This window comes from Saccharopolyspora sp. NPDC002376, from assembly GCF_053593195.1.
The window spans coordinates 1-22,238 of sequence record NZ_JBSFBZ010000070.1; the positions used below are offsets into that span (position 1 = coordinate 1).

A 22,238-nucleotide genomic window follows, 5' to 3' on the forward strand; every position below is an offset into this window, starting at 1 on the left:
TCAGACGCCGCCTGGCTGCGGGATCCCGTTTTTATGTATGTCCAATACACGGCAAACGGGCTGTCCTCGCCAGGCGACGTCTGAGAACCCGCGGCGGTGCAAGTTGCGAGGGTGGGCCTGAAAGCGCCTGGCGGCGCTTGGCGGAACTTCGATGTGTCTGCCTGGTCTGGCGCCGCGGATGCGGTCGCTGGCCACGATGAAACGGCAAACAGGGATGGGGCGGATGAACTCCGGAAACGCACTTCGGGTGGGCGTCGACGCGGTGGGTGCGTACTGCGCCAGCGCCTACCTGGAGACCGAGGACCTGTTCGCCGCTCGTGGTCTCGACCCGGCGCGGCTCGGCAACCTGGGGCTGCGTCGCAAGAGCGTGGCAGCCCCCGGTGAGGACATCGTGGCGATGGCGGCCACCGCGGCTCGGCCGATCGTCGACGCGCTCACCGATGCCGAGCGCCGGAGCATCCGGACGCTGGTGGTGGCCACCGAGTCGCCGCTGGACCTGTCGAAGGCGGCGAGCACGCACGTGCACCGCCTGCTTGACCTGCCGCGGCAATGCCGGTTGTTCGAGGTCAAGCAGGCCTGCCACGGCGGTGTCGCGGCCTTGCAACTGGCGGCGTCGATGGTGGCTGCCGAGCCGGGCAGCCGGGCGTTGGTGATCGCCTCGGACACGCCGGTGCCGACCCGGGGCTCCTACATGGAGCCCGCGCAGGGGGCCGCGGCGGTGGCTGTGCTGGTCGGGGAGGAGCCCCGGATCGTCGAGCTGGAGCTGGGCACCTCCGGTTGCTACGGCTACGAGACGCCCGACTTCTTCCGCCCGGCGCCGGACATCGACGTGATGGACACCGACCTGTCGCTGATGGCCTACCTGGACTGCCTGCTGGGTGCGTTCGCCGACCACGCCGCGCGCAAGCCGGGGGTGGACTTCGTCGGTTCCTACGACTTGCTGGCGATGCACACCCCGTTCCCGGGGATGGTCCGCGGCGCGCACCGCACCGGCGTGCGCAAGCTGTCCGATCTGGGAAGGGGTGGCGAGCAGGAGGACTTCGCGCGCCGGGTGGCGCCGTCGCTGCGGTTCCCCGAGCAGGTCGGCAACATCTACTCCGGGACCACGCTGCTGGCGCTGATCAGCGCGATCGCCGCAGCGCCAACCGATGATCGGTTGTCGGTGGGCGTGTTCAGCTACGGATCCGGTTGTGCTTCGGAGTTCCTCGCCGGCGAAGTGGTGCTCGGCGCACGGCAGTTGGTCGCCGAAACCGGTCTGGAACGCGAACTCGCGGCCCGCACCAGGCTGACCGTCGACGACTACGACGCTGCCGTGGACCGGGCGCAGGCCGTGGGGTTCGGCGCTGAGCACGGCGAGGTCGACGGCGTGGAGCTGGCGAGCTGGGGAACCGGCGAGCGTCCACGAGCAGTGCTGGCCTCGGTTGCCGACTACCGCAGGGAATACCGATGGCTCCAGTGAGCGTGGAGATCAGCGGTGCCTGCGCGCGGTTGCGGTTGTGCCGCCCGGAAGCGGGCAACGCGTTGCGCGGCGACGTGGTGGGCGAGCTGCTCGACGGTCTGCGCACCGCCGAACGGACGCCCGGGTGCCGGGTGGTCGTCCTGACTTCAGAAGGCGACGCCTTCTGCGCCGGCATCGATTTGTCCATAGTGGATTCGCCGGAGTCCTGGACCGCTGCGGACGGCAAGACTTTGTGGGAACTGTTGTCCGGCTTGGTGAACAGCCCGCTGGTGACCGTCGCGATGGTGACCGGCCGCGCGACGGGTGGCGGGGTGGGGCTGGCGAGCAGCTGCGATTTCGTGCTGGCCGGGCCGAACGCGCGCTTCCGCCTCACCGAACTGCTGCTCGGCCTGGTACCGGCCCTGATCACCCCGTTCGTCTCGGCCCGGATCGGAACCCGGGAGGTGTTCCGCAGGTCGGTCCTGGCCGAGGAGCTCGACGCGGCCGAGGCTCACGCGCTCGGTTTGGTCGACGAAGTGGCGGACCAGCCGGAAGAGGCGCTGCGACGGATCCTGCGCGCCCTGCGGCGCATGCCGAGACCTGACGCGGTCGGCGATCTGAAGTCCTGCCACCGCATGCTCGATCCGCTACCGGAGAACTACTCCGACCACGCGCACCGCGTGTTCGAGCGAGCGGTCACCGATCCGGGGGTGCGTTCCCGAGTGCGGCGGTTGCGCGAGGAGGGGTTGCTGTGAGCGATCTGGTGACGGTCGAGACCGATGGACGTGTCGCGGTGGTCACGGTGGCCGACGTCCAGGGCGGCAACGCGATCTCACCAGACCTGGTCGAAGCCGTCCCGGCCGCGCTGGCCGAAGCGGCGTCCGATCCTGCCGTGCACGTGATCGTCGCTGCGGGCCTGCCCACCGTCTTCGCCGCCGGTGCCAGCCGGGAGTACTTGCTGACCGACGAGCGCGCCGATGTCGAACCGTTCGTCCGAGCCTTCCCGCACTGCCCGCTGCCGGTGGTCGCGGCGATGCAGGGCCACGCCATCGGCGGCGGGCTCAGCTTCGGCCTGTACGCCGACGTGCCGGTGCTCTCCGAGCGCTCCCGCTACGCGGCGAACTTCCTGAACTACGGCCTGGTGCCGGAGTACGGCACGACCTGGCTGCTGCCGAGCCGTCTCGGGCACACCCTCGGCGCCGAGATGCTGCTGACCGCCCGCGGCTACGCGGGAGCCGAGCTCCGCGCCCGTTCGGCACCGGTGAAGGTCGTGCCGCACGAGTTGGTGTTCGACACCGCGCTTGACCTGGCCCGCGGCATGGCGCGGGCGCCGCGGTACGCGTTGGAGCTGCTCAAAGGCCAATTCGCCGAGCAGGCGCTGGCCGCGGGTGACGCCGCGATCGAGGTCGAGGTCGGCAGGCATGAACAGGCTTGGGATTCCGCCGATTTCCGGCGACTGGTCGAGCAGCGGTACGGACGAGCAGAGGAGATAGCTCGGTGACCAAGAATGCGCAGTTGGCTCCGTTGGCGATCGTGGGGATGTCCTGCCGGGTGCCCGGTGGCGACGACGTCGACGAGTTCTGGGAAACGCTGCTGGCCGGCCGCCCCATGATGGGACCGGTCCCCGCCGAGCGCCTCGTCGGTTACGACGCCGAAGTCGCCGGGGAAGGCGGGCTGACCGCCGCCCTGGTGTCCGATGTGGACACCTTCGACGCCGAGTTCTTCGACGTCGTCGGGCGGATGGCGGTGTGGATGGACCCGCAGCAGCGGTTGCTGCTGGAGACCACCTGGCGGGCGCTGGAGTCGGCCGGCATCGCGCCGAGCAGTCTGCGCGGCCAGGAGGTCGGGGTGTTCGTCGGCTCGTCCACGAGCGACTTCCGGGATGGGATGATCAGCACCGGCGTGCTGGACCGCTACTCGCTGACCGGCAGCATCGCCGCCTACCTGTCGAACCGGGTCTCGAACTTCTTTGACCTGTGCGGCCCCAGCATCACGGTCGACACCGCCTGTTCCAGCGGCCTGAGCGCGCTGGCGCTGGCGGCCTCCGGCCTGCGAGCGGGCGACTTCGACACGGCCATCGTCGGCGGCTCCAACGTCTACGCCTCGGGCTGGCTCACCGGAGCGCTGGCGCACATGGGCGCGCTGTCGCCGTCGGGAACCTGCCGCCCCTTCTCCGACGACGCCAACGGGTACGTCCGCGGGGAAGGCGTGCTGTGCTTCGTGGTCAAGCGGCTCGACGACGCGCTGGAGGCCGGTGACCCGGTGCTGGCGGTCATCCGAGGCGCGGCGGCCAACCACGACGGCCGGGCCGGCGGACTGGTCAAGACCGACAGCGGCTCCCAAGCCCGGTTGTTGCGCCGAACGCTAGCGCAAGGCGATGTGGACCCGGCGTCGCTGGGCTACCTAGAAGCTCACGCGCCCGGAACCAAGCTGGACGTCGAGGAGCTCAACGGTTTGCGCGAGCTGGTCCGCGCGCACACGGAGGGCCCGGTGCGCTTCGCGGGACCGGGCGGACGGTTGTGGATCGGCACCGTGAAAGCCGTCATCGGCCACCTGGAAGGCGCTGCGGGCACGGCGAGCCTGGCCAAGGCGGTGCTGGTCCTGCGCAGCGGGGCGATCCCCACCGGCGCCGGAATCCTCGGCATGGACGGGAATCTGGAGATCCACGACCAACCGACCGAGGTGGCGGTCGGCAGCGTGCCGTGGGAGCCGGGGGACGCTCCCCGAAGGTTGGGCGTCAGCTCCTTCGGCATCGGTGGATCGAATGCCCACGTGGTGCTGGAGGAACCACCCGCCGTGGAATCGCCGGACGGCTCCTGGGGTGGGACGTCGATGCCGTTCCCGATCAGCGGTACCGACGACGACGCCCTGCGCCGGGTCGCCGCCAGGCTCGCCGACTTCGTTGCCGGGTCGACGGCTCCGGAACCAACCGCCACCGCCTGGACGCTGCAAACCGGCCGTGACCACCTTGCCGCCCGCGCAGTGGTGCGAGCGAGCACGAACGAGGAACTGCGTGCCGGACTGGTGCGGATCGCGGAAGGCATTGAAAACTCACCGGAAACCGATCCACGAGTCCAGGAATGGTTGGGCGGCGGGGAAACCGAGTGGTCGAAGCTGTGGCATCAGCCGCCGCGCCACCGCGTGCGCCTGCCCGGCTACCCGTTCCGCCGCACGCCCCACGGGATCGCCCCGAAGACTCGCAAGGTCGCCCGGTGATGCGCGACGTCCTGATCACCGGCGCGAGCGTGCTCAACTCCGTCGCCGACGACCTCGACAGCTTCACCGCCGCCCTGCGCGAGGGTCGAAGCGGTGTGCGCGCGGTCGACCTGCCCGCCGAGTCCAAGACGGAAGTCGCCGCGCAGCTCGACAGATTCTCCGTCGCAGCCTGGGCGGAGCGCCACCTGCACGACGCTCCCGACGCAGCGGCCCGGCTCAAGCGCGCGACCCACCGGTCCGCCCTGCCCGGGCAGACCGCCGCGTGTGTTGCGGAGGCAGCGCTGCGTTCGGCCGGGCTCGAAAACCGGGAGAACACCGCCCTGATCGTGGCGGGCAACAACCTCGCGCTCGGCTACCACGCCGAGGCCCTACGCGGATTCCACGACCGGCCGAGCAGCCTGCGCCCGTCGCACGTCCTCACCCACCTGGACACCGATGTCGTCGGCACGGTCAGCCAAGCGACCGGCGTCGCAGGCGAGGGCTGGACAGCCGGCGCAGCCTCGGCCAGCAGCACCGTCGCCACGATCCTCGGCGCCCGCCTGGTCGCTGCAGGCGAGGTCGACTCCTGCCTGGTCGTGGCACCGGTGACGGAGCTGTCCGCCGCCGAACTCCGAGCCTTCCGCGACAGCGGCGCGATGGCGGCTCCGGACGACGCGATAGCGCCGTGGCAGCTCTGCCGCCCGTTCGACGCGCAGCGACGCGGCTTCGTCTACGGCCAGGGTGCCGCTGCGATCGTGCTGGAGAGCCGTGCGCGAGTGCGGCCGATGGCCGCAATCGCGGGCTGGGGCCAACGCCTCGACGCACGACGCGGCACCGACCCGAACCCGACTGGCCAGGCCGCCGCACTGCGCGCCGCGCTGGCATCAGCCCAGGTGCGGCCGGACGAGGTCGACTACGTCAACGCCCACGGCACGGGTTCGCGGGCCGGCGACACGGCGGAGGCCCACGCCCTCACCGAGGTCTTCGGCTCCACACCTCTGATCAACTCCACCAAACCCCTGGTCGGGCACTGCCTGACCGCAGCGGGACTGCAGGAGCTGATCGCCACCGCTCTGCAACTGCGCGGCGGATTCGTCCACGGCAACCCGAACCTGCACGAACCCATCGACGAAACCCCGTCCCTGGTGGGCGAAACCGCCAAGACGGCACCGATCCGGCTGGCGGTGTCCAACAGCGTCGCCTTCAGCGGGATCAACGCCGCAATCGTCCTGCACAGCAACGCACGTCAAACCATGGAGGTCGAGTGACCAGCAACGACGCGGAGCCCCAGAAGGGCCTGCTGCACGTGCCGGCCGACGAGGGCGAGTCGGTCTGGATCGGCGCGGACATCTACACGCTGAAGGCGACCAAGGAGAACACCGGAGGCTCCCTGAGCCTGATGGAGGTCTCGGTCCCACCCGGCGACGGCCCGCCCCCGCACATCCACTCCAACGAAGACGAAGGCATCTACGTGCTGGCCGGTGACCTCGAGTTCTTCTCCGACGGCCAAACCTTCCGAGCAGGCCCAGGAGACTTCATCTTCGTCCCCAGAGGAACGGTCCACAGCCTCCGAAACATCGGAATCCACCCAGGAAAAACCCTAACGATGTACACCCCAGGCGGCATGGACCGCTACTTCGCAGGCGTCGGCGACAAAGCCGAACCAGGAGTCCCCCCGCAACCGATGTCCGAAGAACAACTCCACCGAGCGATGACCCTGGCCCCCAAGTACGGCCTCGAGGTCCAACTACCCCCACCAGGCGAACCCGCCTGATCACCCACAGCAGAGCAAAGCGGGGCGCGCCATTGCGCGGCGCGCCCCGCTGAACATAAAGTCCAATATGGACAATTTTCATCCAGGAGTGGCTGGCCTGGTAGTAGCCCCGATCGCTAGCCTCTGATGAATGGGATTGGTCGGCTCCTCGCGGACCCGTTTGGTAGTGATCCGGGGAAACTCGGGCAGCGGCAAGAGCTCCGTCGCAACGGCAGTGCGCAACGTGAGCAGGCGCGAGCATCCGCTCTGCGGTCAGGAGCCGGGGGTGAGCTGAGCCTCGATTTCGCGCGCTGCGGTCGCGAGAGTTTCCGCGAGGGTGTGCAAGGCCGTTTTGGTCCAGCGGTAGGTGGGCAGCGTGACGTTCAGGTACGCCAGGTCGCGGCCCGCGCGGTCGCGGACCGCGGAGCTGATCCCGCACCACTCCTCGCGGTGTTCCATGTAGTTGAACGCGACGCCGGTCCGCCGGCACTCCTCGAACTGTTCGCGAAGCGCCGCCGGGTCGGTGATGGTGTGCTCGGTCGGCGCCGCCAGCGGCCCTTCCAGGTAGTGCTGCAGTTCGTCCTCGGGTAGTGAGGCGAGGTAGAGCTTGCCGACCGATCCGCAGTGCAGCGGGATCTCCATGCCGGCCAGGTCGATCAGCACCGGACTGCTGGGGCGCGCTTCGTCCAGCACGACCAGGTTCCCGCGGCTGGCCACCTCGAGGAAGGCGCTGCCGTCGGTTTCGGCCGCCAGGTGCTCCAGGGTCGGTCTGGACCGCCGGACCAGCGACCCGGCGTTGGTCGCGGTGGAGAGCCGAACCGCGCCGTAGGACACCGAGTACCGGCCGCTGAGCGGGTCCCGCTCGACGAGGTCGAAGTGCTCGAGCGTGCTCAGCAGGCGCCAAGCGGTGCCGCGGTTGACCCCGGCTCTCTGCGCGATCTCGGGCGCGGTGAGCGGAACTTCGCTGGCCGCAACCTCTTCCAGAAGCTGAAGGGCGCGTTCGACGGCCTGCACTCGATCGGTCAACTGCGCTCCTTGGGGTTCCCAGTCCAAAAATCCGCTGCTATGGTGCGACGACCGTTTCACGATAGCAGCATTGCTGGGAAGGTGGCGGTAGACCGTGCGCATCACCGGGATCCGGAGCCGACTGGTGGAGTTCCCGCTCGACCAGCCGTTCCGGCCAGCTTGGGGACGTGGCCGAGTTCAGACGACGTTGCCGATGGTGCTCTTCGAGGTCGGAACCGACGACGGGCTGGTGGGTGTCGGCGCCGCCCACGGCGGGATGGAGTCGGCGGTCGCCATCGACCGCTTCATCACGCCGCACCTGATCGGGCAGGACCCGACCCGCATCGATCGGCTGGCGGTGCTGATCCGGGACGCGGAAATCCTCGGACCGCCCCCGTACTGCATGGAGATCCCGCTGTGGGACCTGCTGGGAAAGGCTGCCGGACTACCGGTCAGCCGGTTGTGGGGCGGAGCCGGCGACCGGGTGCGCGCCTACTGCTCCACCGGCGAGCTGCGCGACCCGAAGACTCGCGCCGAGGACGTGTCGCGCCTCGTCGACGAGGGGTTCACCGCGGTCAAACTCCGCTTCCACGAGGACGATCCCCGCGACGACTTGGCCGTTGCCGAGGCCGTCCGGGCGAAGGTCGGCGACCACGTCGAGCTGATGGTCGACGCCAACCAGGCCAGTGCCGATCCAGGCGTCGGCGGGCACCGCGTGTGGGACTTCCGCACTGCGCTGGGCGTGGCCCGTGAGCTTGAGCGGCTCGGCGCGACGTGGCTGGAAGAACCGCTGCCGCGGCACGACCACCGGAACCTGGCCAGGCTGCGCGACCGGCTGGAGGGCCTCAAGCTCGCCGGTGGCGAGGACAACCACGGTCTCCACGAGTTCAAGCAGCTGCTGGAGCAGGGGTGCTTCGACGTGCTGCAGCCCGATGCGGTGAAGTCCGAGACGGTGTCCGGCATCCGAAAGCTGGCCGCCTTCGCCGAACTGTCCGGTGTGGACGTCGTTCCGCACACCTGGGGCAACGGACTGGGAATGCTGGTGCACCTGCACCTGGCAGCGTCGCTGACCAACTGCGAGTACCTGGAGTTCCCGCACGATCCGCCGAGCGGCCTCAACGCCGCGGCCCGGGACCAGATGCTCGCCGAACCGCTGACCATCGACGAAACCGGTCACGTCCAGGTCCCCGAGCGGCCGGGTTTCGGGTTCGTCCTCGACGAGGACCGCATCGCGCACCACGCGGTGCACGTCATCGAACGCGGCGACTGCTCGTTCGCCGCGGAACAAGGAGGCTCCAGTTGAAGATCAGCGCTGCCGTGTTGAGCGGCACGGGAACCCGGTTCGAAGTGGACGAGCTCGAACTCGCACCACCGCAGCACGGAGAAGTGCTCGTCAAGGTCGCCGCGAGCGGGCTGTGCGCGAGCGACCTCAACGTCATCGACGGCAAGCGCTCGCTCGCGCCGTTCCCGGTGGTGCTCGGGCACGAGGCGGCCGGTGTCGTCGCGGACGTCGGGCCGGGGGTGACGCGGTTGAAGACCGGTGACCACGTGGTGATGTCCATCGTCCCGTCCTGCGGGCAGTGCGCGTTCTGCCAGCGCGGGCGACCGAACTTCTGCACCACGGCGGGCAACGCGATGGCGGACGGCAACCTCCTGGACGGCTCCAGCCGCCTCACCCGCGATGGCGAACGGATCAACCACTTCCTGACCGTGTCGTCCTTCGCCGAATATGCCGTGGTACCCGAATCCGGTGCGGTGGCGGTGGATCCGGCCATGCCGCTGGACCGCGCCGCGCTGTTGAGCTGTGCGGTGCTCACCGGCTACGGCGCCGTGCAGAACACCTCCAGCGTCCGGACGGGGTCGCGGGTCGCGGTGTTCGGCTGCGGTGGCGTCGGGCTCAACGTCGTGCAGGGCGCGCGGATCCGCGGCGCGGAGCAGATCATCGCGGTCGACGTGAACGAGGAAAAGCTCGAACTGGCCAGGAAACTCGGTGCCACGGACGTCGTGCACGCCGGGGAGCAGGACCCGGTGGCGGTGATCCGGGCGTTGACCGACGGTGTGGACCACGCCTTCGAGGCGCTCGGCCGCGAGCAGACCATCCAGCAGGCGTGGAACTCGCTCGACGCCGGCGGCGAAGTCGTGGTGGTGGGCCTGATGAAGCAGGGCGCGACGCTGACCCTCGACTCCGGCCCGCTGGTCAACGAGCAGACCTTGCGGGGTTGCTACTTCGGCTCGTCCCACCTGATGACGGACGTGCCCGCACTGGTCGACCGCTACCTGGCGGGCGAACTCCACCTCGACGAGCTCATCAGCCGCCGCATCGGGCTCACCGATCTCGACGACGCGTTCGACCGCCTGCGCAATGGGGAAGGAGCCCGCAATGTCCTCGTCTTCGACTGACCTGGTCCAGCACGACCAGAACTTCATCGACGGATCCTGGTCGCCGGCCGCCGACGGATCCACCATGGACGTCGTCGATCCCGCGTCAGGGTGCACCATCGCAGCCGTCGCACGCAGCTCCAGCACCGACATCGACCGCGCAGTGGCGGCAGCCCGTCGCGCGGCTGATCGATGGTCGGAGACCACACCGGGGGAGCGGGCTGAGCGGCTGCTCGCCCTCGCCGACGCAGTCCTGGCCGATGCGGACGTGCTCGCCGACCTGGAGTCGCGCAACGTCGGCAAACCGATCAGCGCCGCCCGCGGCGAGGTCAGCAGCGCGGCTGACCGGCTGAGGTTCTTCGCCGGTGCCGCGCGCTGCCTGGAGGGGAGGGCCGCCGGGGAGTACGCCCGCGGCTACACCTCGATGATCCGCCGGGAGGCGATCGGCGTCGCCGGGCTGGTCACGCCGTGGAACTACCCGCTGCTCATGGCGGTCACCAAGCTCGGTCCGGCACTGGCGGCCGGCAACCCGGTCGTGCTCAAACCGTCGGAGCAGACCCCGTTGACGACGCTGCGCCTCGCCGGTCTGGCCGCCGACATCTTCCCGCCCGGCGTGCTGAACGTGGTCACCGGCGACGGGCCCGGGGCGGGAGTGCCGCTCGTGGAGCACCCCGAGGTGGACATCATCTCGCTGACCGGCGATTCGGCCACCGGCAAGGAGGTCGCCCGCACGGCGGCGGACACGCTCAAGCGCGTGCACCTGGAACTGGGCGGCAAGGCACCCGCGGTGGTCCTCGAGGACGCCGACCCGGGCGAAGTCGCGACCGCACTGCGCGCATCGGCCTTCTGGAACACCGGCCAGGACTGCAGCGCCGCGTCCCGAGTGCTGGTCAGCGCCAGCAACTACGACCAGGTCGTGGAGGCGCTGGTCGCCTCGGTCGAGTCGTTGCGAGTCGGCGACCCGTCAGCCCCGGACATGGAGATGGGACCGGTCGCACACGAGGCACACCGGGATCGGGTCGTCGGGTTCCTGGACCGCGCGGTGGCCGCAGGCGCGAAGGTCCGCGCCGGTGGTGGTGCGATCGAACGCAGTGGGTTCTTCGTGGCCCCGACGGTGCTCACCGATGTGGACCAGCGCAGCGAGATCGTCCAGAGGGAGGTCTTCGGCCCGGTGCTGACCGTGCAGCGCGTCGAGGACGACGACGCGGCGTTCGCGCTGGCCAACGACGTCGTCTACGGCCTCGGAGCGTCGGTGTTCACCCGCGACGTCGGTCGCGCCATGCAGGCGGCGCGGCGGCTGCGCTTCGGAACGGTGTGGATCAACGACCACGGGCCAGTCACGCCCGAAATGCCGTGGGGCGGGTTCAAGGAATCCGGCTACGGCAAGGAGCGGTCGATCTACTCGCTGGAGGAGTTCACCGAGATCAAGCACGTCATGGTCAAGCTGTCCGAGTAGGGCGGCGACCCGAACCCGGTTCACCGCACGTTGGAGGTCCTTGTGCTTTCGTTGCGTTCGCTCGCCGCGTTGTCCGCGGCCTGTGCGTCCCTGCTGTTAGCCGGCTGCGGCGCACCGCCCGCACCACCGGGTGGCGGCGACCAGGCGGCCAGTCCCGCCGCGACCGCGAAGTCGGCCGCCGACCTGGGCGGTGTGGAGGGCCTCGCCGCGGCCGCCAAGGAGGAGGGCCAGCTGAACGTGATCGCCCTGCCGCCGGACTGGGCGAACTACGGCGAGATGCTCAAGGCCTTCGAGGCCAAGTACGGCATCCGCGTCAACTCGGCCCAGCCGGACGCCAACAGCCAGGACGAGATCAACGCGGCCAAGCAGCTCCGCGGCCAGGACCGGGCTCCCGACGTCTTCGACCTGGGCAGCAACGTCACCCTGGCAAACCTCGCCCAGTTCGCGCCGTACCAGCACGCGAACTGGGCGCGGATCCCGGACAACCTCAAGGATCCGGAAGGGCGGTGGGTCAGCGACTACACCGGGTACACCTCGATCGGCTTCGACTCGACCAAGGTGCCCGCCCTGGCCTCCCTCGCCGACCTGCTCAAGCCGGAGTACCGCGGGAAGGTCGCGCTCAACGGCGACCCGACGCAGGCCTCCGCCGGCTTCCACGGCGTGGTGATGGCCGCGATCGCCAACGGCGGCTCGGCCGACGACATCGCGCCGGGAGTGGAGTTCTTCCGCCAGCTCAAGGAATCCGGGAACCTGCTGCCGGTCGACCCGACCCCGGCGACGATCTCGTCCGGCCAGACCCCGGTCGTGATCGACTGGGACTACACCAACATCGGTCAGACCGCGTCGGTGCCCGGATGGCAGGTGATGGTCCCGCAGAACGCGGTGGTGGGCGCCTACTACCAGCAGGCGATCAACGTCGACGCCCCGCACCCGGCCGCGGCGCGGCTCTGGCAGGAGTTCGTCTTCTCCCCGGAGGGCCAGAACATCTGGCTGAAGGGGAGCGCCCGGCCGGTGCTGGCCGATGAGATGCAGCGCGACGGCAGCATCGACCAGGCCGCCTTCGCGAAGCTGCCGCCCGCGTCCGGCGAACCGGTCGTGCTGACCGGGGAGCAGCTGAAGCGGGGGCAGGACTACCTGTCCGCCAACTGGCAGCGAGTGGTGGGCTGAGAACGGGAGTCCCTGCCATGAGATCCACATCGGCACCTGCTCGCCGCCTGGTCCCGTACCTCGGGTTGCTGCCGTTCCTGGGCTACGTCGCGGTTTTCCTGCTGTGGCCAACGTACATCGTCGTGTCCGGCGCGTTCCAGGACGGGGCGGGCCGGCCCACGATGGCCAACGTCGAAGCCGTCCTCGGCCGCAGCGACTACCTTGACGCCTTCCTCCGATCCATCGAGCTGTCGGTCGTGACGGCCGCGACCGGCGCGAGCCTCGGTGGACTGCTGGCGTGGGCGGTGCATAAGGGAAAACCCGACGGGTTCCTGCGCCGCGCGGTGGTGGCGGCCTCGGGTGTGCTGGCCCAGTTCGGTGGCGTCATGCTCGCCTTCGCGTTCCTCGCCACCTTCGGGTTCAACGGCCTGATCACGCTCTTGCTGCAGGAGAACTTCGGCATCGACGCGTTCTCCGGGGGAGCGTGGCTGTACGACCTGACCGGGTTGGGCGTCGTCTACACCTACTTCCAGATCCCGTTGATGCTGATCGTGTTCCTGCCGGCCATCGACGGGCTGCAACCGCAGTGGCGGGAGGCCTCCGACAGCCTCGGCGGCTCGACCTGGACGTACTGGCGACACGTCGGCGGCCCGGTGCTGGCCCCGAGCTTCCTGGGCGCGGGCCTGCTGCTGTTCGCCAACGCGTTCTCGTCGTACTCCACCGCGGCCGCGCTGGTCAGCCAGGGGCAGCCCATCGTCGCGCTGCAGATCGGCGCGTCGCTGACCAGCGAGGTCGTCCTCGACCAGGCCAACGTCGGAAAGGCGTTGGCACTGGGGATGGTTCTCGTCGTGGCGGTGGCGATGTCCCTGTACGCGCTGGTGCAGCGGAGGGCGGCGAAATGGCTGCGGTGAGAAGACCGGCGATGCGCTGGGTTGTGCTCGGAGTCGTCGGCGCCTACCTGCTGCTCCCGCTGGTCGCGATGCTCGAGTTCGCCACTCGCGGCCGAGACGGATCGCGTTCGCTCGACGCGTGGAAATCCGTTGCCGGCAACGCAGATCTCGTCGAGTCGATCGCAGTCTCGTTGCAGCTCGCGGTCCTCACGGTGTTGGGAATGCTGGTACTGCTGGTGCCCACCATGACTTGGGTGCACCTCCGACTGCCGCGGGCGCGCCGACTCGTGGAGTTCCTCTGCTTGCTGCCGTTGACGATCCCGGCGATCGTGCTCGTGGTGGGCATCGCGCCGATCTATGCCTGGGTCGACTACCTGATCGGGAACTCCCCGCTGACGCTGACCTTCGTCTACGTCGTGCTCGTCCTGCCGTACGCCTACCGCGCGATCGACGCCGGCCTCGGTTCGATCGACGTCGTGACGCTGTCCGAAGCGGCGCGCAGCCTCGGTTCGTCCTGGTGGACGGTGCTGATCCGGGTCATCGTGCCCAACATCCGCGGCGCGATCATCTCCGCTTCGGTCATCTCGGTCGCGCTGGTGCTGGGCGAGTTCGCCATCTCCAGCCTGCTGAACTTCGACACGCTGCAGGTCGTGATCAACCTGCTCGGCAAGCGGGACGCCGCGGTGTCGGTGGCGGTCTCGCTCGCCGCGCTCGTGTTCGCGTTCGTGCTGCTGTTCGCGGTGGGCCGGGTGAAGCCGCGCAATCGACCACCGGGGTAGCGGGGCACCGCGACCGCACCGAAGGAGTCCACTATGGAGGGATTGACGTGATGAGCGTCCGGACTGCGCAGCGAACTGCCCGGTCGAGCGTGGCGGTCCAGTTGGCCGAGCTGCGCCGGTCGTACGGCTCCGTGGTGGCATTGGACGGGCTGTCGCTGGACATCCAGCCGGGCGAACTCGTCGCCCTGCTCGGGCCGTCCGGCTGCGGCAAGACCACCGCGCTGCGAGCCCTGGCCGGTCTGGAGGAGCTCGACTCCGGTCGGGTGCTGGTCGACGAGTCGGACGTCACCGGCATGAGCGCCAGTCGCCGCGACATGGGGATGGTTTTCCAGGCGTACAGCCTGTTCCCCAACATGACCGCCCACGACAACGTCTCCTACGGACTGCGCTTGCGCAGAGTGGGTCCCCGCGAACGCCGCAAGCGCACCGCCGAGATGCTGGATCTCGTCGGCCTGGCAGATCACGCCGATCGGTACCCGCACCAGCTTTCCGGCGGTCAGCAGCAACGAGTCGCGTTGGCCCGCGCACTGGCGATCGAGCCGAAGGTGCTGCTGCTGGACGAGCCGCTGTCCGCGCTCGACGCGAAGGTCCGCACCCAGCTGCGCGACGAGATCCGCCGGGTGCAGCTCGAGGTCGGCACGACGACCCTGTTCGTCACGCACGACCAGGAGGAAGCGCTGGCGATGGCGGACCGGGTGGGCGTGATGTGCGCCGGACGCCTGGAGCAGATCGCCACCCCGGTCGAGCTCTACGAACGCCCCCGCACCGCGTTCGTCGCGGAGTTCGTCGGCGTGACCAACCGACTGCCCGGTGTCGTGGACAACGGATCGATCGAACTCCTCGGCACCCGAGTCCCGCTCCTCGAAGGCTCAGCGCAATCCGGCGCAGCCACGGCGTTCATCCGCCCGGAGTCGCTACGCCTGACCCCGAGCGAGAACGCCAACGCCCAGGTGACTTCGGTGACCTACCTCGGCTCGACATGCCGAATCGAGATCCAGCTCGAAGACGGAAACAAAGCCCTGGCCCAAGTCTCCAACGCAGAAGCCACCGACCTACCCCGAGGCACCCAGGTCCAAGCAACCCTCAACCCCCACCCAGTCCTCGCAACCCCAAAACCGAGTGGGAGCGGAGGGTGAACCAGGATCAGTTCCCAAGAGCTTGGTTCTGCAGGGTTGATCTGCGATCGATGCCGCCGGCTGCTGGTAGCTCCCTGTTAGCGCCTGCAACAGGCCTCAGCGCACAGCGACAGCGTGCTCCGCATCCCCGGCTGGACCTGCTTCTTCGACCTGCTTGACGACACCCAGCCGCGCCCTATGGAAGCATGGATCCAGCTGTCGATGCTCAAGATGAAGCCGCAGCGGTTCCAGCGCGCACGACTGCAGGCCCGGCCTGCGCTGCCGTGCCGGTGGTCAGGCCGTGGCGTGAAGGTCGGCGGTGTTCTCGATCGCGTCGCGGGCGAGGATGGCGACCTGGATGAGCCTCTAAGGTTCGTCTCCGTCGGGGATGAGGTCGTGGCCGTTCCAGGTGAAGCGGGCGGTGGTAACCGCGTCGCCGTCGTCCCCGGTAATGAGCTGGTGGATGGCGATGCCGCTCAGTTCGGCGTAGGTGCACCACTCGTGATCGGAGGTGAGCATGAGATCGAGGTCGAGCGCGGACAACAGTGCGAACACCTGGCCGCGGTTGGTGCTGTCCACGCCGACGAACACCTCGTCGAGCAGGATGAGACGGGGTGCCTCCGGCGCGGCTTCGTAGTGGGCGGCGACGGCTGCGAACAAGGGCAGATGCAGTGCGATCGCCTTCTCCCCACCGGAGAGCGCGCCGTGCAGTTTCTTGGTCAGCAGTTGCCATCCCGCCCCGTTGGCGCGGTCGACCTTGACGACGAAGCGGTGCCAGGAGGTGTAGTCCAAGACCTGAGCCAGCTGCTGTTCCCAGCTGGTGGCGGTGTCGTCGGCCTTGGCCTGTTCGATGCGGTCGCGGAAGAACTGGTGCAGCGACTCGCGGTCGGAGTCGGTCAACCGTACCGGGTCTTTGAGCAGCAGGTCCCGCGCTGCCTTTGTGCCTGCCGGCAGATCGGGCGCCACTTGCCAGACGAGCTGGATCGCGACGTTCGACGCCGTGCGCACACGTTCAAGTCGCGCGTTCATCCCGTCGACGAGTTCGGTGGCCTGACGGATCCGGTCTGCCAGATGGCGACGGGTGCCGCCGGTAAGGGTCTTGTCGAACAGGTCTCGTTCCCGGTCGGTGATCTCCTGGCGGCTTCGTTCCGCCTCGCTGCGCAGGATGGCGAGCAGTTCCGCCGCCCCGACCCGGACCCCATCGACCACGGCGGTGAAGACCTGGACGTCCTCGTCGGTCTCCAGATCGAGATCGGCCCGGGAACTCAGCGCGCTTCGGCAAGCGTGGACCGACTCGGACAGGCGGTGCACAGCGTCGCCGAGATTGTTCGGCGCGTGCGGCAAGCTCGGCCAGGCCGCGGCGACCATGCGTGCGGCGTCGAGTGTCGCGCGGACACCGTCGGACGTGGCCAGGATCGCCTGAAACCGATCAAGATCACCGATTTCACTGTCCGCGGGAAAGACTCCGGTGGCCAGGTGCCGGAACCGGTAGGCCGTGGAGTCGCGCCTCTCGACAGCCGCGTCCCGGAGCCCGGCGTCCATGCTTCGACGGATACTGAGTTGGCCGAGACGCTCGGCGAGCCCGTTCAGCTTCTTGCGGGTGGAGGTGAGCTCACCGCGTAGTTCGCCCAACCTTGTCCGCAGCGCCTCGATCTCCGACTGAAGCTGCCGGAAATCAGCACCTACGGTGTCTTCGATCGCGTCGAGCTTCGCCGCGAGCCGACGAAGCTGCTTGTCGGCTTCGCTCGCCTCGCTTTCCCGCTGTTGCGCGATCGATTCGGAGCGGCGGGCCCGTTCGTCGAGCGCATCCACCTCACGTCGAGCCGACAGCAGTTCGGCGTAGGTGTCCAGCCAGTTCTCGGCCTGCGCCTGGAAGCTGCCGACAGCGTCGGACAGCGTCCGCACTGCGTCCCGATCGGTCGGAGCATTGTGCTGCGCCGCCAAGGCGGTCAGTGCGAGCAGGGCTTGCTTGACTTCCTTCTCGCGTGCGGTCGCCATGTCGATCCGTCGCCGTACCTGTGAATCAGCGGACTCCACAATGGACTCGGCGCGGCTGAGTTCCGTCAATGACGCGTGCAGCTCATGGTGGTCAGGGCGGGCTTTTCGTTCACCGTCCAGAACATCACGCCGGCTGCACAGTGCTGCCAGCGCGGCTTCGAGTTCCGCGATCATCCGGTCGCACTCGTCGACCCGATTGCGAAGTTCTTCGATCCGGCGTTGTCTGGCCCGCCGACGCGCGAGAGCACCGATGTGAGCGGGATGTTCCTTGTTCCAGGTTCCGGTGAGGTTGCCCAGCCGCCAACTGCCATCGGCGCCGATCGCGGCTGGATGCTCAGGCGGAAGCTCCTCGCCGAACGCGATGGCGGACAGCAACTTCCGCACGACATCAGCGGGCACTTCGGCGTTCTGCTCGGGAACCAGCACGTCCGCCAGCGACCTCGGCACCGCGGCCAACGCTGCCGGATCCGCGAAGGTGTCGTGACCGGCAACGGCTCCGGTGTGGCCGATCCAGGCGTCGAGCAGTCCCGACGCCTGAAGCGCAGCTTCGATCGAGCAGCGCACAGTTTCGCTCGTGGTATCAGCGAAATCGACCAGCCTCCATAGCGGTGCCCCGGTCAGCGTGATGCGGTCGGTGGTACGCGACAGTGGCGGATCAGGCGGCAGATCCTGTTCCTGCGCGAGCCGGTCGATTTCGGTCGACAGCTGGTTCCGCTCCTCGCGGACGGTGTCCAGGCGGGTGCTGGTGGTCGTCTCGTCCCGGGTGATCGCATCGAGCACCGTGGCAGCGACGGAGTCGACGTGGCCTAGTAGCTGGGTCTCCGACTGGATCAATTCCATCAGCGCATCCGGGTCCGGGAAGCGAAGTTCCCAGCAGCCCGCTGCCCAGTCCAGAACTCGCTCGCTCAGCCTCGCGAAGGCGGTCTCGTGCTGCTCGGCTGCGGCTTCCTGCTGCTCTCTCGCCTGCGAAAGCAAGTTCCTGGCTTGGTCGATCTCGTTCTCGGCTTGCGTGCGGAGATCCACGGCCCGGTCGTGGGTGTCGATCGCTTCACGCACCTCGTCCAGCTGCTCGCGCCTGCTCTGCACGGCGGCACGGAGCAGTCTGCGCGGCTGCACGTCGGTGCCGAGCGACGCGATGATCTCGTCATGCAGACTCGTCATCCCTGCACGCGTCGCGGCGTGTGAGGTCTCGGACTGCTGCGCTCGGGCAGTGTCGGCACGCTTGTCGACCGCACGCGTGGCGGCCTGCGCGGCCTGCGCGTCCTTGTCGGCTTGCGAGCGCTTCTCGGCCGCGTCTTTTCCTACCGCGCTCGCTTGCCGTTCCGCGTCGGACGTCTGCTGGCGGAGTCGGTCGTATTCCTCAGCTTCCTTGTACCTCTCGCTTTCCGTGAGCCCGGTGATCCTGGACTCGGTGCTCTCGATGTCCAGTTCCAGCGTTTCGGCACGTGACTCGGCCGTCGCCTTCGCCTGTGCGACCCCTTCGTATTCATCTGCCGACTCACGGGCGGTCCTCGTGAGCTTGTCGAGCTCGGTGGTCGAGGTGATCAGGTTGCCCGCCGCAGCACGCAGCACACGCTGTGCGTAGGACTTCTGGCGGGAGGCGAGTGTTTTGGTGGCAGCCACCTCTTCGTCGAGGTTGGCGAGTCGTTCCCGCTGTCGATCCAGCCTCTCGAAACCTTCAGCGAGATCGGCGATCTCCTGTTGCCCCAGCGGAGGTAACGCCCGGGACAGCAGGCTGGAAAGCAGCTGCGGGTCGAGCCGCTGCGAGAGTTTTGGCATGCGCAGCTGGAGAAGTGCGGTGATCAGCGCGTCGTAGCGTTGCTCGTTGAGCGTGGCGAACAGGGTGGAACGAACTGCCGCCCGGTAGTCGCCGGCGTTGTCGTGCAGAACACCGGAGTCACCGAGCCGTTCCTCCAGCACCGCTTTGGTAAGGGGTTGACCGGAATCGTTGACCAGAGCGATATCGGTGCCGATTCGCTGCGCGGTGGTGAAGTAGTCGGCGTGCGCGGTGGTGGTGTTCTTGCTCGCTTGGAGCCTCGCACCGCAGGTGAACCATCGATCGGGATCGCCAGGCAGCTGGAATTCCAGCCAGACGTAGCCGACGCGGGTGGCGCCGGAGGCACCATCGCCCATCAGGTTCCAGTGCATGGTCCGCTCGTTGGTGCCGAACGTCGACAGCCGGTGTGCCCGCAGACTCGCGTCGAACAGGAACGGCAGAAGCAGTTCGAGCGCCTTGGATTTGCCGCTGCCGTTCTGGCCGCGCAGCAGCAGACGTCCCTCGTGGAACTCGAACACTTCGTCGTAGTAGCGCCAGACGTTGAGGATGCCTGCCCGGCTCGGTATCCATCTCGGCGCGGTCACGATGTCTCCTCCATTGCGTCGGTGTCGTTTGTTCGAGCGGCGCCGACCGCGTATCTGGCAGCGGCGGGCAGTGGCTGCACGAGACCGCCGGAGACCTCCGCGAGACCGAAGTTCACCAGTACCTCCACCGCATCATCTGCGAGTTGCCTGGTCCCGTCCGCACCGCGATATGTCTTGGCCCAGCGCGGAAACCTGCTGAGCAGTCCCGAAACGACGAGTTCGAGCTGCTCGCTGGTGATGGGGCCATCGATCTCGTCCAGCAACAGCAACGCGGCGACCTTGGCGTTGCTGGCGTCGTCAGGAAAGCGGCTGTCCGTCGCCATCCCGTCCGGGTCGACCAGCAGGACCCCTTCAGCGCGTTCTTCGAGCACGAAACCGCCCTGCTCCGCGGCACGGCGCAACAGCTGCCTACCAGTCGGAGATCCGAGATAGGCCCGCTCGTCGTCGGTGAGTCGATCGAAGTAGAGCACCGGGTCGTCCACGAGCCTGCGGAAGATCGAATGCCGGAGCCAGAGATTTCGTTGCACGTCGGAAGAGCCGCCGTCCCGCTCAACCGTGCCGTAGCGTCGCTCGCGCGACAGCTCGGACACCAGCTCGTCGAACCGCAGCGGCACCTCCTCGATGAGCACCGCAAGCCGCGACGGTCCGGTTGGCGCCGCCAGCAGACGTAACAGCAGCGTCGGGTCAACCCGGTAGAGGACCTTGGCCTCGCTGGAATCCACGAACGACTCGGTGGTTCCGTCGACGACCTCCAGCACGCCGTAGGACTCGAGCAATCGGAGTACGTCGACGAACGCCATCCGCTCGCCACGGCTGGCGGTGTCGAACGCGGCGACCACCTGATCCGTCGTGGTCGCACGGCTGACGCGGTCGGCGAGCAGACCGATCGTGGTCACCGGCGTGGCCAGCAGTTCGGAAGCCACGATGCACAACAGCACGTACCGCCGGCGGTCGAACGGTGCACGTCCGGACCTCATGCGTCTGGCGGGTCTGCTCGCGTCGATCGCGGCTCGGACCTTGACGAGCCGCGCATAACCGAGTCGTGGTTCGACGATGAGCTTCCAGCCGCAGTAGTAGTCGAACCACTTACCGATCGGCTCGTGCCGTCGACGCACCAGATCGAACGTTTCGGGAGAGCTGCGTTCGGTGATCAGCGGACTGTTCAGCAGCGTCCGGATTCCGCGCGCGACCTCCTCGCGCTCAGCGATGACCAGCTGGTTGGTGAGGTTGCTCATGCCCTACCTCGGTTGCCGAGCGCGTTGATCTCGATCTCGTAGTCCGGCCCGCTGAACACGCCGCGCGGTGTTTTCAGGTGTGCGACGGCTGAATCCGACGGCGGCCGGAGCAGGATCTCGATACGGCCGTCGGCGGTGCTGCCGCGCCGGGTGCCGAATTCGTCGGGAACGCTCGACAGTGCCCGGCCCAGAAGTTCGAGGAGCCGCTCGAAGATCCCGTGGTCGAGTTCTCCGAACTCGGATACGCGGACCGCGCCGCCGGTGTCGAGCATGTTCCATGCCGCTTCGAGCTGCGTGCGTTCGGCTCGTGCACGTTCGGCACGCTGCGCCCGCAGCGCCGTGACATCACGCACCCGCCCAGTCCTGGCGAACCGTTCCGTCCTGCCTGCCGAACGCAGCAGCGGCGAGACCTCGACGGGAGGCGACTGCGCCCAGGAAACCGACGGACTCACCAGCTCCGGGTCGTCGTGGGCGAGGTGTGCGTGCCGGGCTGAGCTGAGCCCGAACGCCGTCGACCACAAGCGGTGCAGATCCTGCTCGGGCACCACGGTGAACCATCGCGCCAGCTCCCGGAAATCGAGGACGGCGTTGCTCGCCCGCCTGCGGGATTCGGTGATCCGGTCGAGCACCTGAAGCAGCGTGACGATCGCCCGGCGCGCCACCTGGTGCAACTGCTCGGCCCTCGGCGGCGTGCCGTCACAGGGCAGGAACCACGCGCGAAGGCCTTCCCATCGAGCGCGGCGATGGTCCAGCCATGCCGGTGCCGGGTCGGTGCCGGAAAGTTGCGGTAGCTCTGCCCCGGCCAGCGCACGTTGATGCAGCTGCTCGACTCCGCGGTCTTCGAGCTGGCGGATGCGGGCGGCGATGGCGTGCGTTCGATGCTCGAGGTTCGTCACGAACTCCTGGAGGTAGGCCACCGTCGACGCCTTGACCTCGTGGAAGGTGTCCAGGTCTGCGCCATCAGCCCGCAGCAGACGTTGGAGCTCGCCGTTGAACTTCTTCGTGTTGCTGCGCAGCGCATCGAGGTGGCTCTCCAGCTCGGTGAGGGTGGCGAACACCTGCCGGTCGGAGCCGTTTTCGCTGCGTTCCAGCAGATCACCCAGCCGGTCCGAGATCGCGTCCAGCACAGCGGTCTGCAACGCACCGCTGGATGCCAGCACGCTCATCGCATGCACGACTCCCGCCAGCGCAGCCTCTCCTTGACGGGTGAGGGAGTACTGGAGGTTGCGCCGCTCGTATTCGGCCGCGGTCCGGTAGTTCTCCGAGTGGTTCTGGATGACGTCGATCAAGTTCCAGTCCCGCAGCTGCTCCAGCGCGCTGGTCAGATCGCTCTCCTCCAGCGCGTCGAGCCAGCCGACAGAACGCAGGCGGCTGCGGACGTCGTCGAGTCCCAACGCGGTTTCGAGCCGTTCGTTCGCTTCACCGAAGGCGTGCAACATCGAGACGTAGAGTCCAGCTCTGTCACCGCTGGTGAATCGGAACATCTCC

General features: G+C 68.3%; 17 protein-coding genes. 13 read left to right on the top strand and 4 right to left on the bottom strand.

Going from position 1 to position 22,238, the window contains the following annotated elements:
• Positions 1 to 223: 223 nt before the first annotated feature.
• From ACWCO2_RS32120 to ACWCO2_RS32145, 6 genes are read left to right on the top strand one after another with little or no spacing between them, the layout of a single operon-like run.
• A complete protein-coding gene (locus ACWCO2_RS32120) occupies positions 224 to 1,459 on the top strand; it encodes a hydroxymethylglutaryl-CoA synthase family protein (protein WP_450131546.1) in 1,236 nt (411 codons plus the stop codon).
• A complete protein-coding gene (locus ACWCO2_RS32125; protein WP_450131547.1) occupies positions 1,447 to 2,193 on the top strand; it encodes an enoyl-CoA hydratase/isomerase family protein in 747 nt (248 codons plus the stop codon). Before ACWCO2_RS32120 ends, ACWCO2_RS32125 begins: the two co-directional genes overlap by 13 nt.
• On the top strand, positions 2,190 to 2,939 hold the full coding sequence (locus ACWCO2_RS32130; RefSeq protein WP_450131548.1) for a polyketide synthase: 750 nt from the start codon (positions 2,190 to 2,192) through the stop codon (positions 2,937 to 2,939). The genes ACWCO2_RS32125 and ACWCO2_RS32130 overlap by 4 nt, the downstream gene beginning before the upstream one ends.
• Entirely contained in the window at positions 2,936 to 4,654 is a 1,719-nt protein-coding gene (locus ACWCO2_RS32135) for a beta-ketoacyl [acyl carrier protein] synthase domain-containing protein (protein WP_450131549.1), read from the top strand. Before ACWCO2_RS32130 ends, ACWCO2_RS32135 begins: the two co-directional genes overlap by 4 nt.
• The gene (locus ACWCO2_RS32140; protein ID WP_450131550.1) at positions 4,654 to 5,901 is read left to right on the top strand and encodes a beta-ketoacyl synthase N-terminal-like domain-containing protein; all 1,248 of its coding nucleotides are present in this window, start codon (positions 4,654 to 4,656) and stop codon (positions 5,899 to 5,901) included. The genes ACWCO2_RS32135 and ACWCO2_RS32140 overlap by 1 nt, the downstream gene beginning before the upstream one ends.
• Positions 5,898 to 6,407, top strand: a complete 510-nt coding sequence (locus ACWCO2_RS32145) for a quercetin 2,3-dioxygenase (protein WP_450131551.1) — start codon at positions 5,898 to 5,900, stop codon at positions 6,405 to 6,407. Before ACWCO2_RS32140 ends, ACWCO2_RS32145 begins: the two co-directional genes overlap by 4 nt.
• A gap of 252 nt (positions 6,408 to 6,659) precedes the next feature.
• Here ACWCO2_RS32145 and ACWCO2_RS32150 read toward each other — a convergent pair whose 3' ends face one another.
• Positions 6,660 to 7,412 carry an IclR family transcriptional regulator gene (locus ACWCO2_RS32150; protein WP_450131552.1) on the bottom strand — a complete coding sequence of 251 codons (753 nt, stop codon included), beginning with the start codon at positions 7,410 to 7,412 and terminating at the stop codon, positions 6,660 to 6,662.
• Between the two features lie 94 nt (positions 7,413 to 7,506).
• Between ACWCO2_RS32150 and ACWCO2_RS32155 the strand changes: the two genes are divergently transcribed.
• From ACWCO2_RS32155 to ACWCO2_RS32185, 7 genes are read left to right on the top strand one after another with little or no spacing between them, the layout of a single operon-like run.
• A complete protein-coding gene (locus tag ACWCO2_RS32155) occupies positions 7,507 to 8,694 on the top strand; it encodes a mandelate racemase/muconate lactonizing enzyme family protein (protein WP_450131553.1) in 1,188 nt (395 codons plus the stop codon).
• On the top strand, positions 8,691 to 9,791 hold the full coding sequence (locus ACWCO2_RS32160; RefSeq protein WP_450131554.1) for a zinc-binding dehydrogenase: 1,101 nt from the start codon (positions 8,691 to 8,693) through the stop codon (positions 9,789 to 9,791). The genes ACWCO2_RS32155 and ACWCO2_RS32160 overlap by 4 nt, the downstream gene beginning before the upstream one ends.
• Positions 9,772 to 11,226 carry an aminobutyraldehyde dehydrogenase gene (locus ACWCO2_RS32165; RefSeq protein ID WP_450131555.1) on the top strand — a complete coding sequence of 485 codons (1,455 nt, stop codon included), beginning with the start codon at positions 9,772 to 9,774 and terminating at the stop codon, positions 11,224 to 11,226. The genes ACWCO2_RS32160 and ACWCO2_RS32165 overlap by 20 nt, the downstream gene beginning before the upstream one ends.
• Before the next feature lie 42 nt (positions 11,227 to 11,268).
• The gene (locus tag ACWCO2_RS32170) at positions 11,269 to 12,393 is read left to right on the top strand and encodes an ABC transporter substrate-binding protein (protein ID WP_450131556.1); all 1,125 of its coding nucleotides are present in this window, start codon (positions 11,269 to 11,271) and stop codon (positions 12,391 to 12,393) included.
• Positions 12,394 to 12,410: 17 nt separating this feature from the next.
• Positions 12,411 to 13,283, top strand: coding sequence for an ABC transporter permease (locus ACWCO2_RS32175; RefSeq protein ID WP_450131557.1), 873 nt, complete (start codon positions 12,411 to 12,413; stop codon positions 13,281 to 13,283).
• Between the two features lie 11 nt (positions 13,284 to 13,294).
• On the top strand, positions 13,295 to 14,041 hold the full coding sequence (locus ACWCO2_RS32180) for an ABC transporter permease (protein WP_450131558.1): 747 nt from the start codon (positions 13,295 to 13,297) through the stop codon (positions 14,039 to 14,041).
• A 50-nt stretch (positions 14,042 to 14,091) separates the two neighbouring features.
• The gene (locus tag ACWCO2_RS32185; RefSeq protein ID WP_450131559.1) at positions 14,092 to 15,177 is read left to right on the top strand and encodes an ABC transporter ATP-binding protein; all 1,086 of its coding nucleotides are present in this window, start codon (positions 14,092 to 14,094) and stop codon (positions 15,175 to 15,177) included.
• A 345-nt stretch (positions 15,178 to 15,522) separates the two neighbouring features.
• On the opposite strand, the gene ACWCO2_RS32190 is transcribed toward ACWCO2_RS32185, so the two are convergent.
• From ACWCO2_RS32190 to ACWCO2_RS32200, 3 genes are read right to left on the bottom strand one after another with little or no spacing between them, the layout of a single operon-like run.
• Positions 15,523 to 19,515 (bottom strand): TIGR02680 family protein, encoded by a 3,993-nt coding sequence (locus tag ACWCO2_RS32190; protein ID WP_450131560.1) that lies wholly within the window; start codon positions 19,513 to 19,515, stop codon positions 15,523 to 15,525.
• Positions 19,512 to 20,750: a TIGR02678 family protein gene (locus ACWCO2_RS32195; RefSeq protein ID WP_450131561.1), complete on the bottom strand. Its 1,239-nt coding sequence runs from the start codon at positions 20,748 to 20,750 to the stop codon at positions 19,512 to 19,514. The genes ACWCO2_RS32190 and ACWCO2_RS32195 overlap by 4 nt, the downstream gene beginning before the upstream one ends.
• On the bottom strand, positions 20,747 to 22,234 hold the full coding sequence (locus tag ACWCO2_RS32200) for a TIGR02677 family protein (RefSeq protein WP_450131571.1): 1,488 nt from the start codon (positions 22,232 to 22,234) through the stop codon (positions 20,747 to 20,749). The genes ACWCO2_RS32195 and ACWCO2_RS32200 overlap by 4 nt, the downstream gene beginning before the upstream one ends.
• Positions 22,235 to 22,238 lie beyond the last annotated feature (4 nt).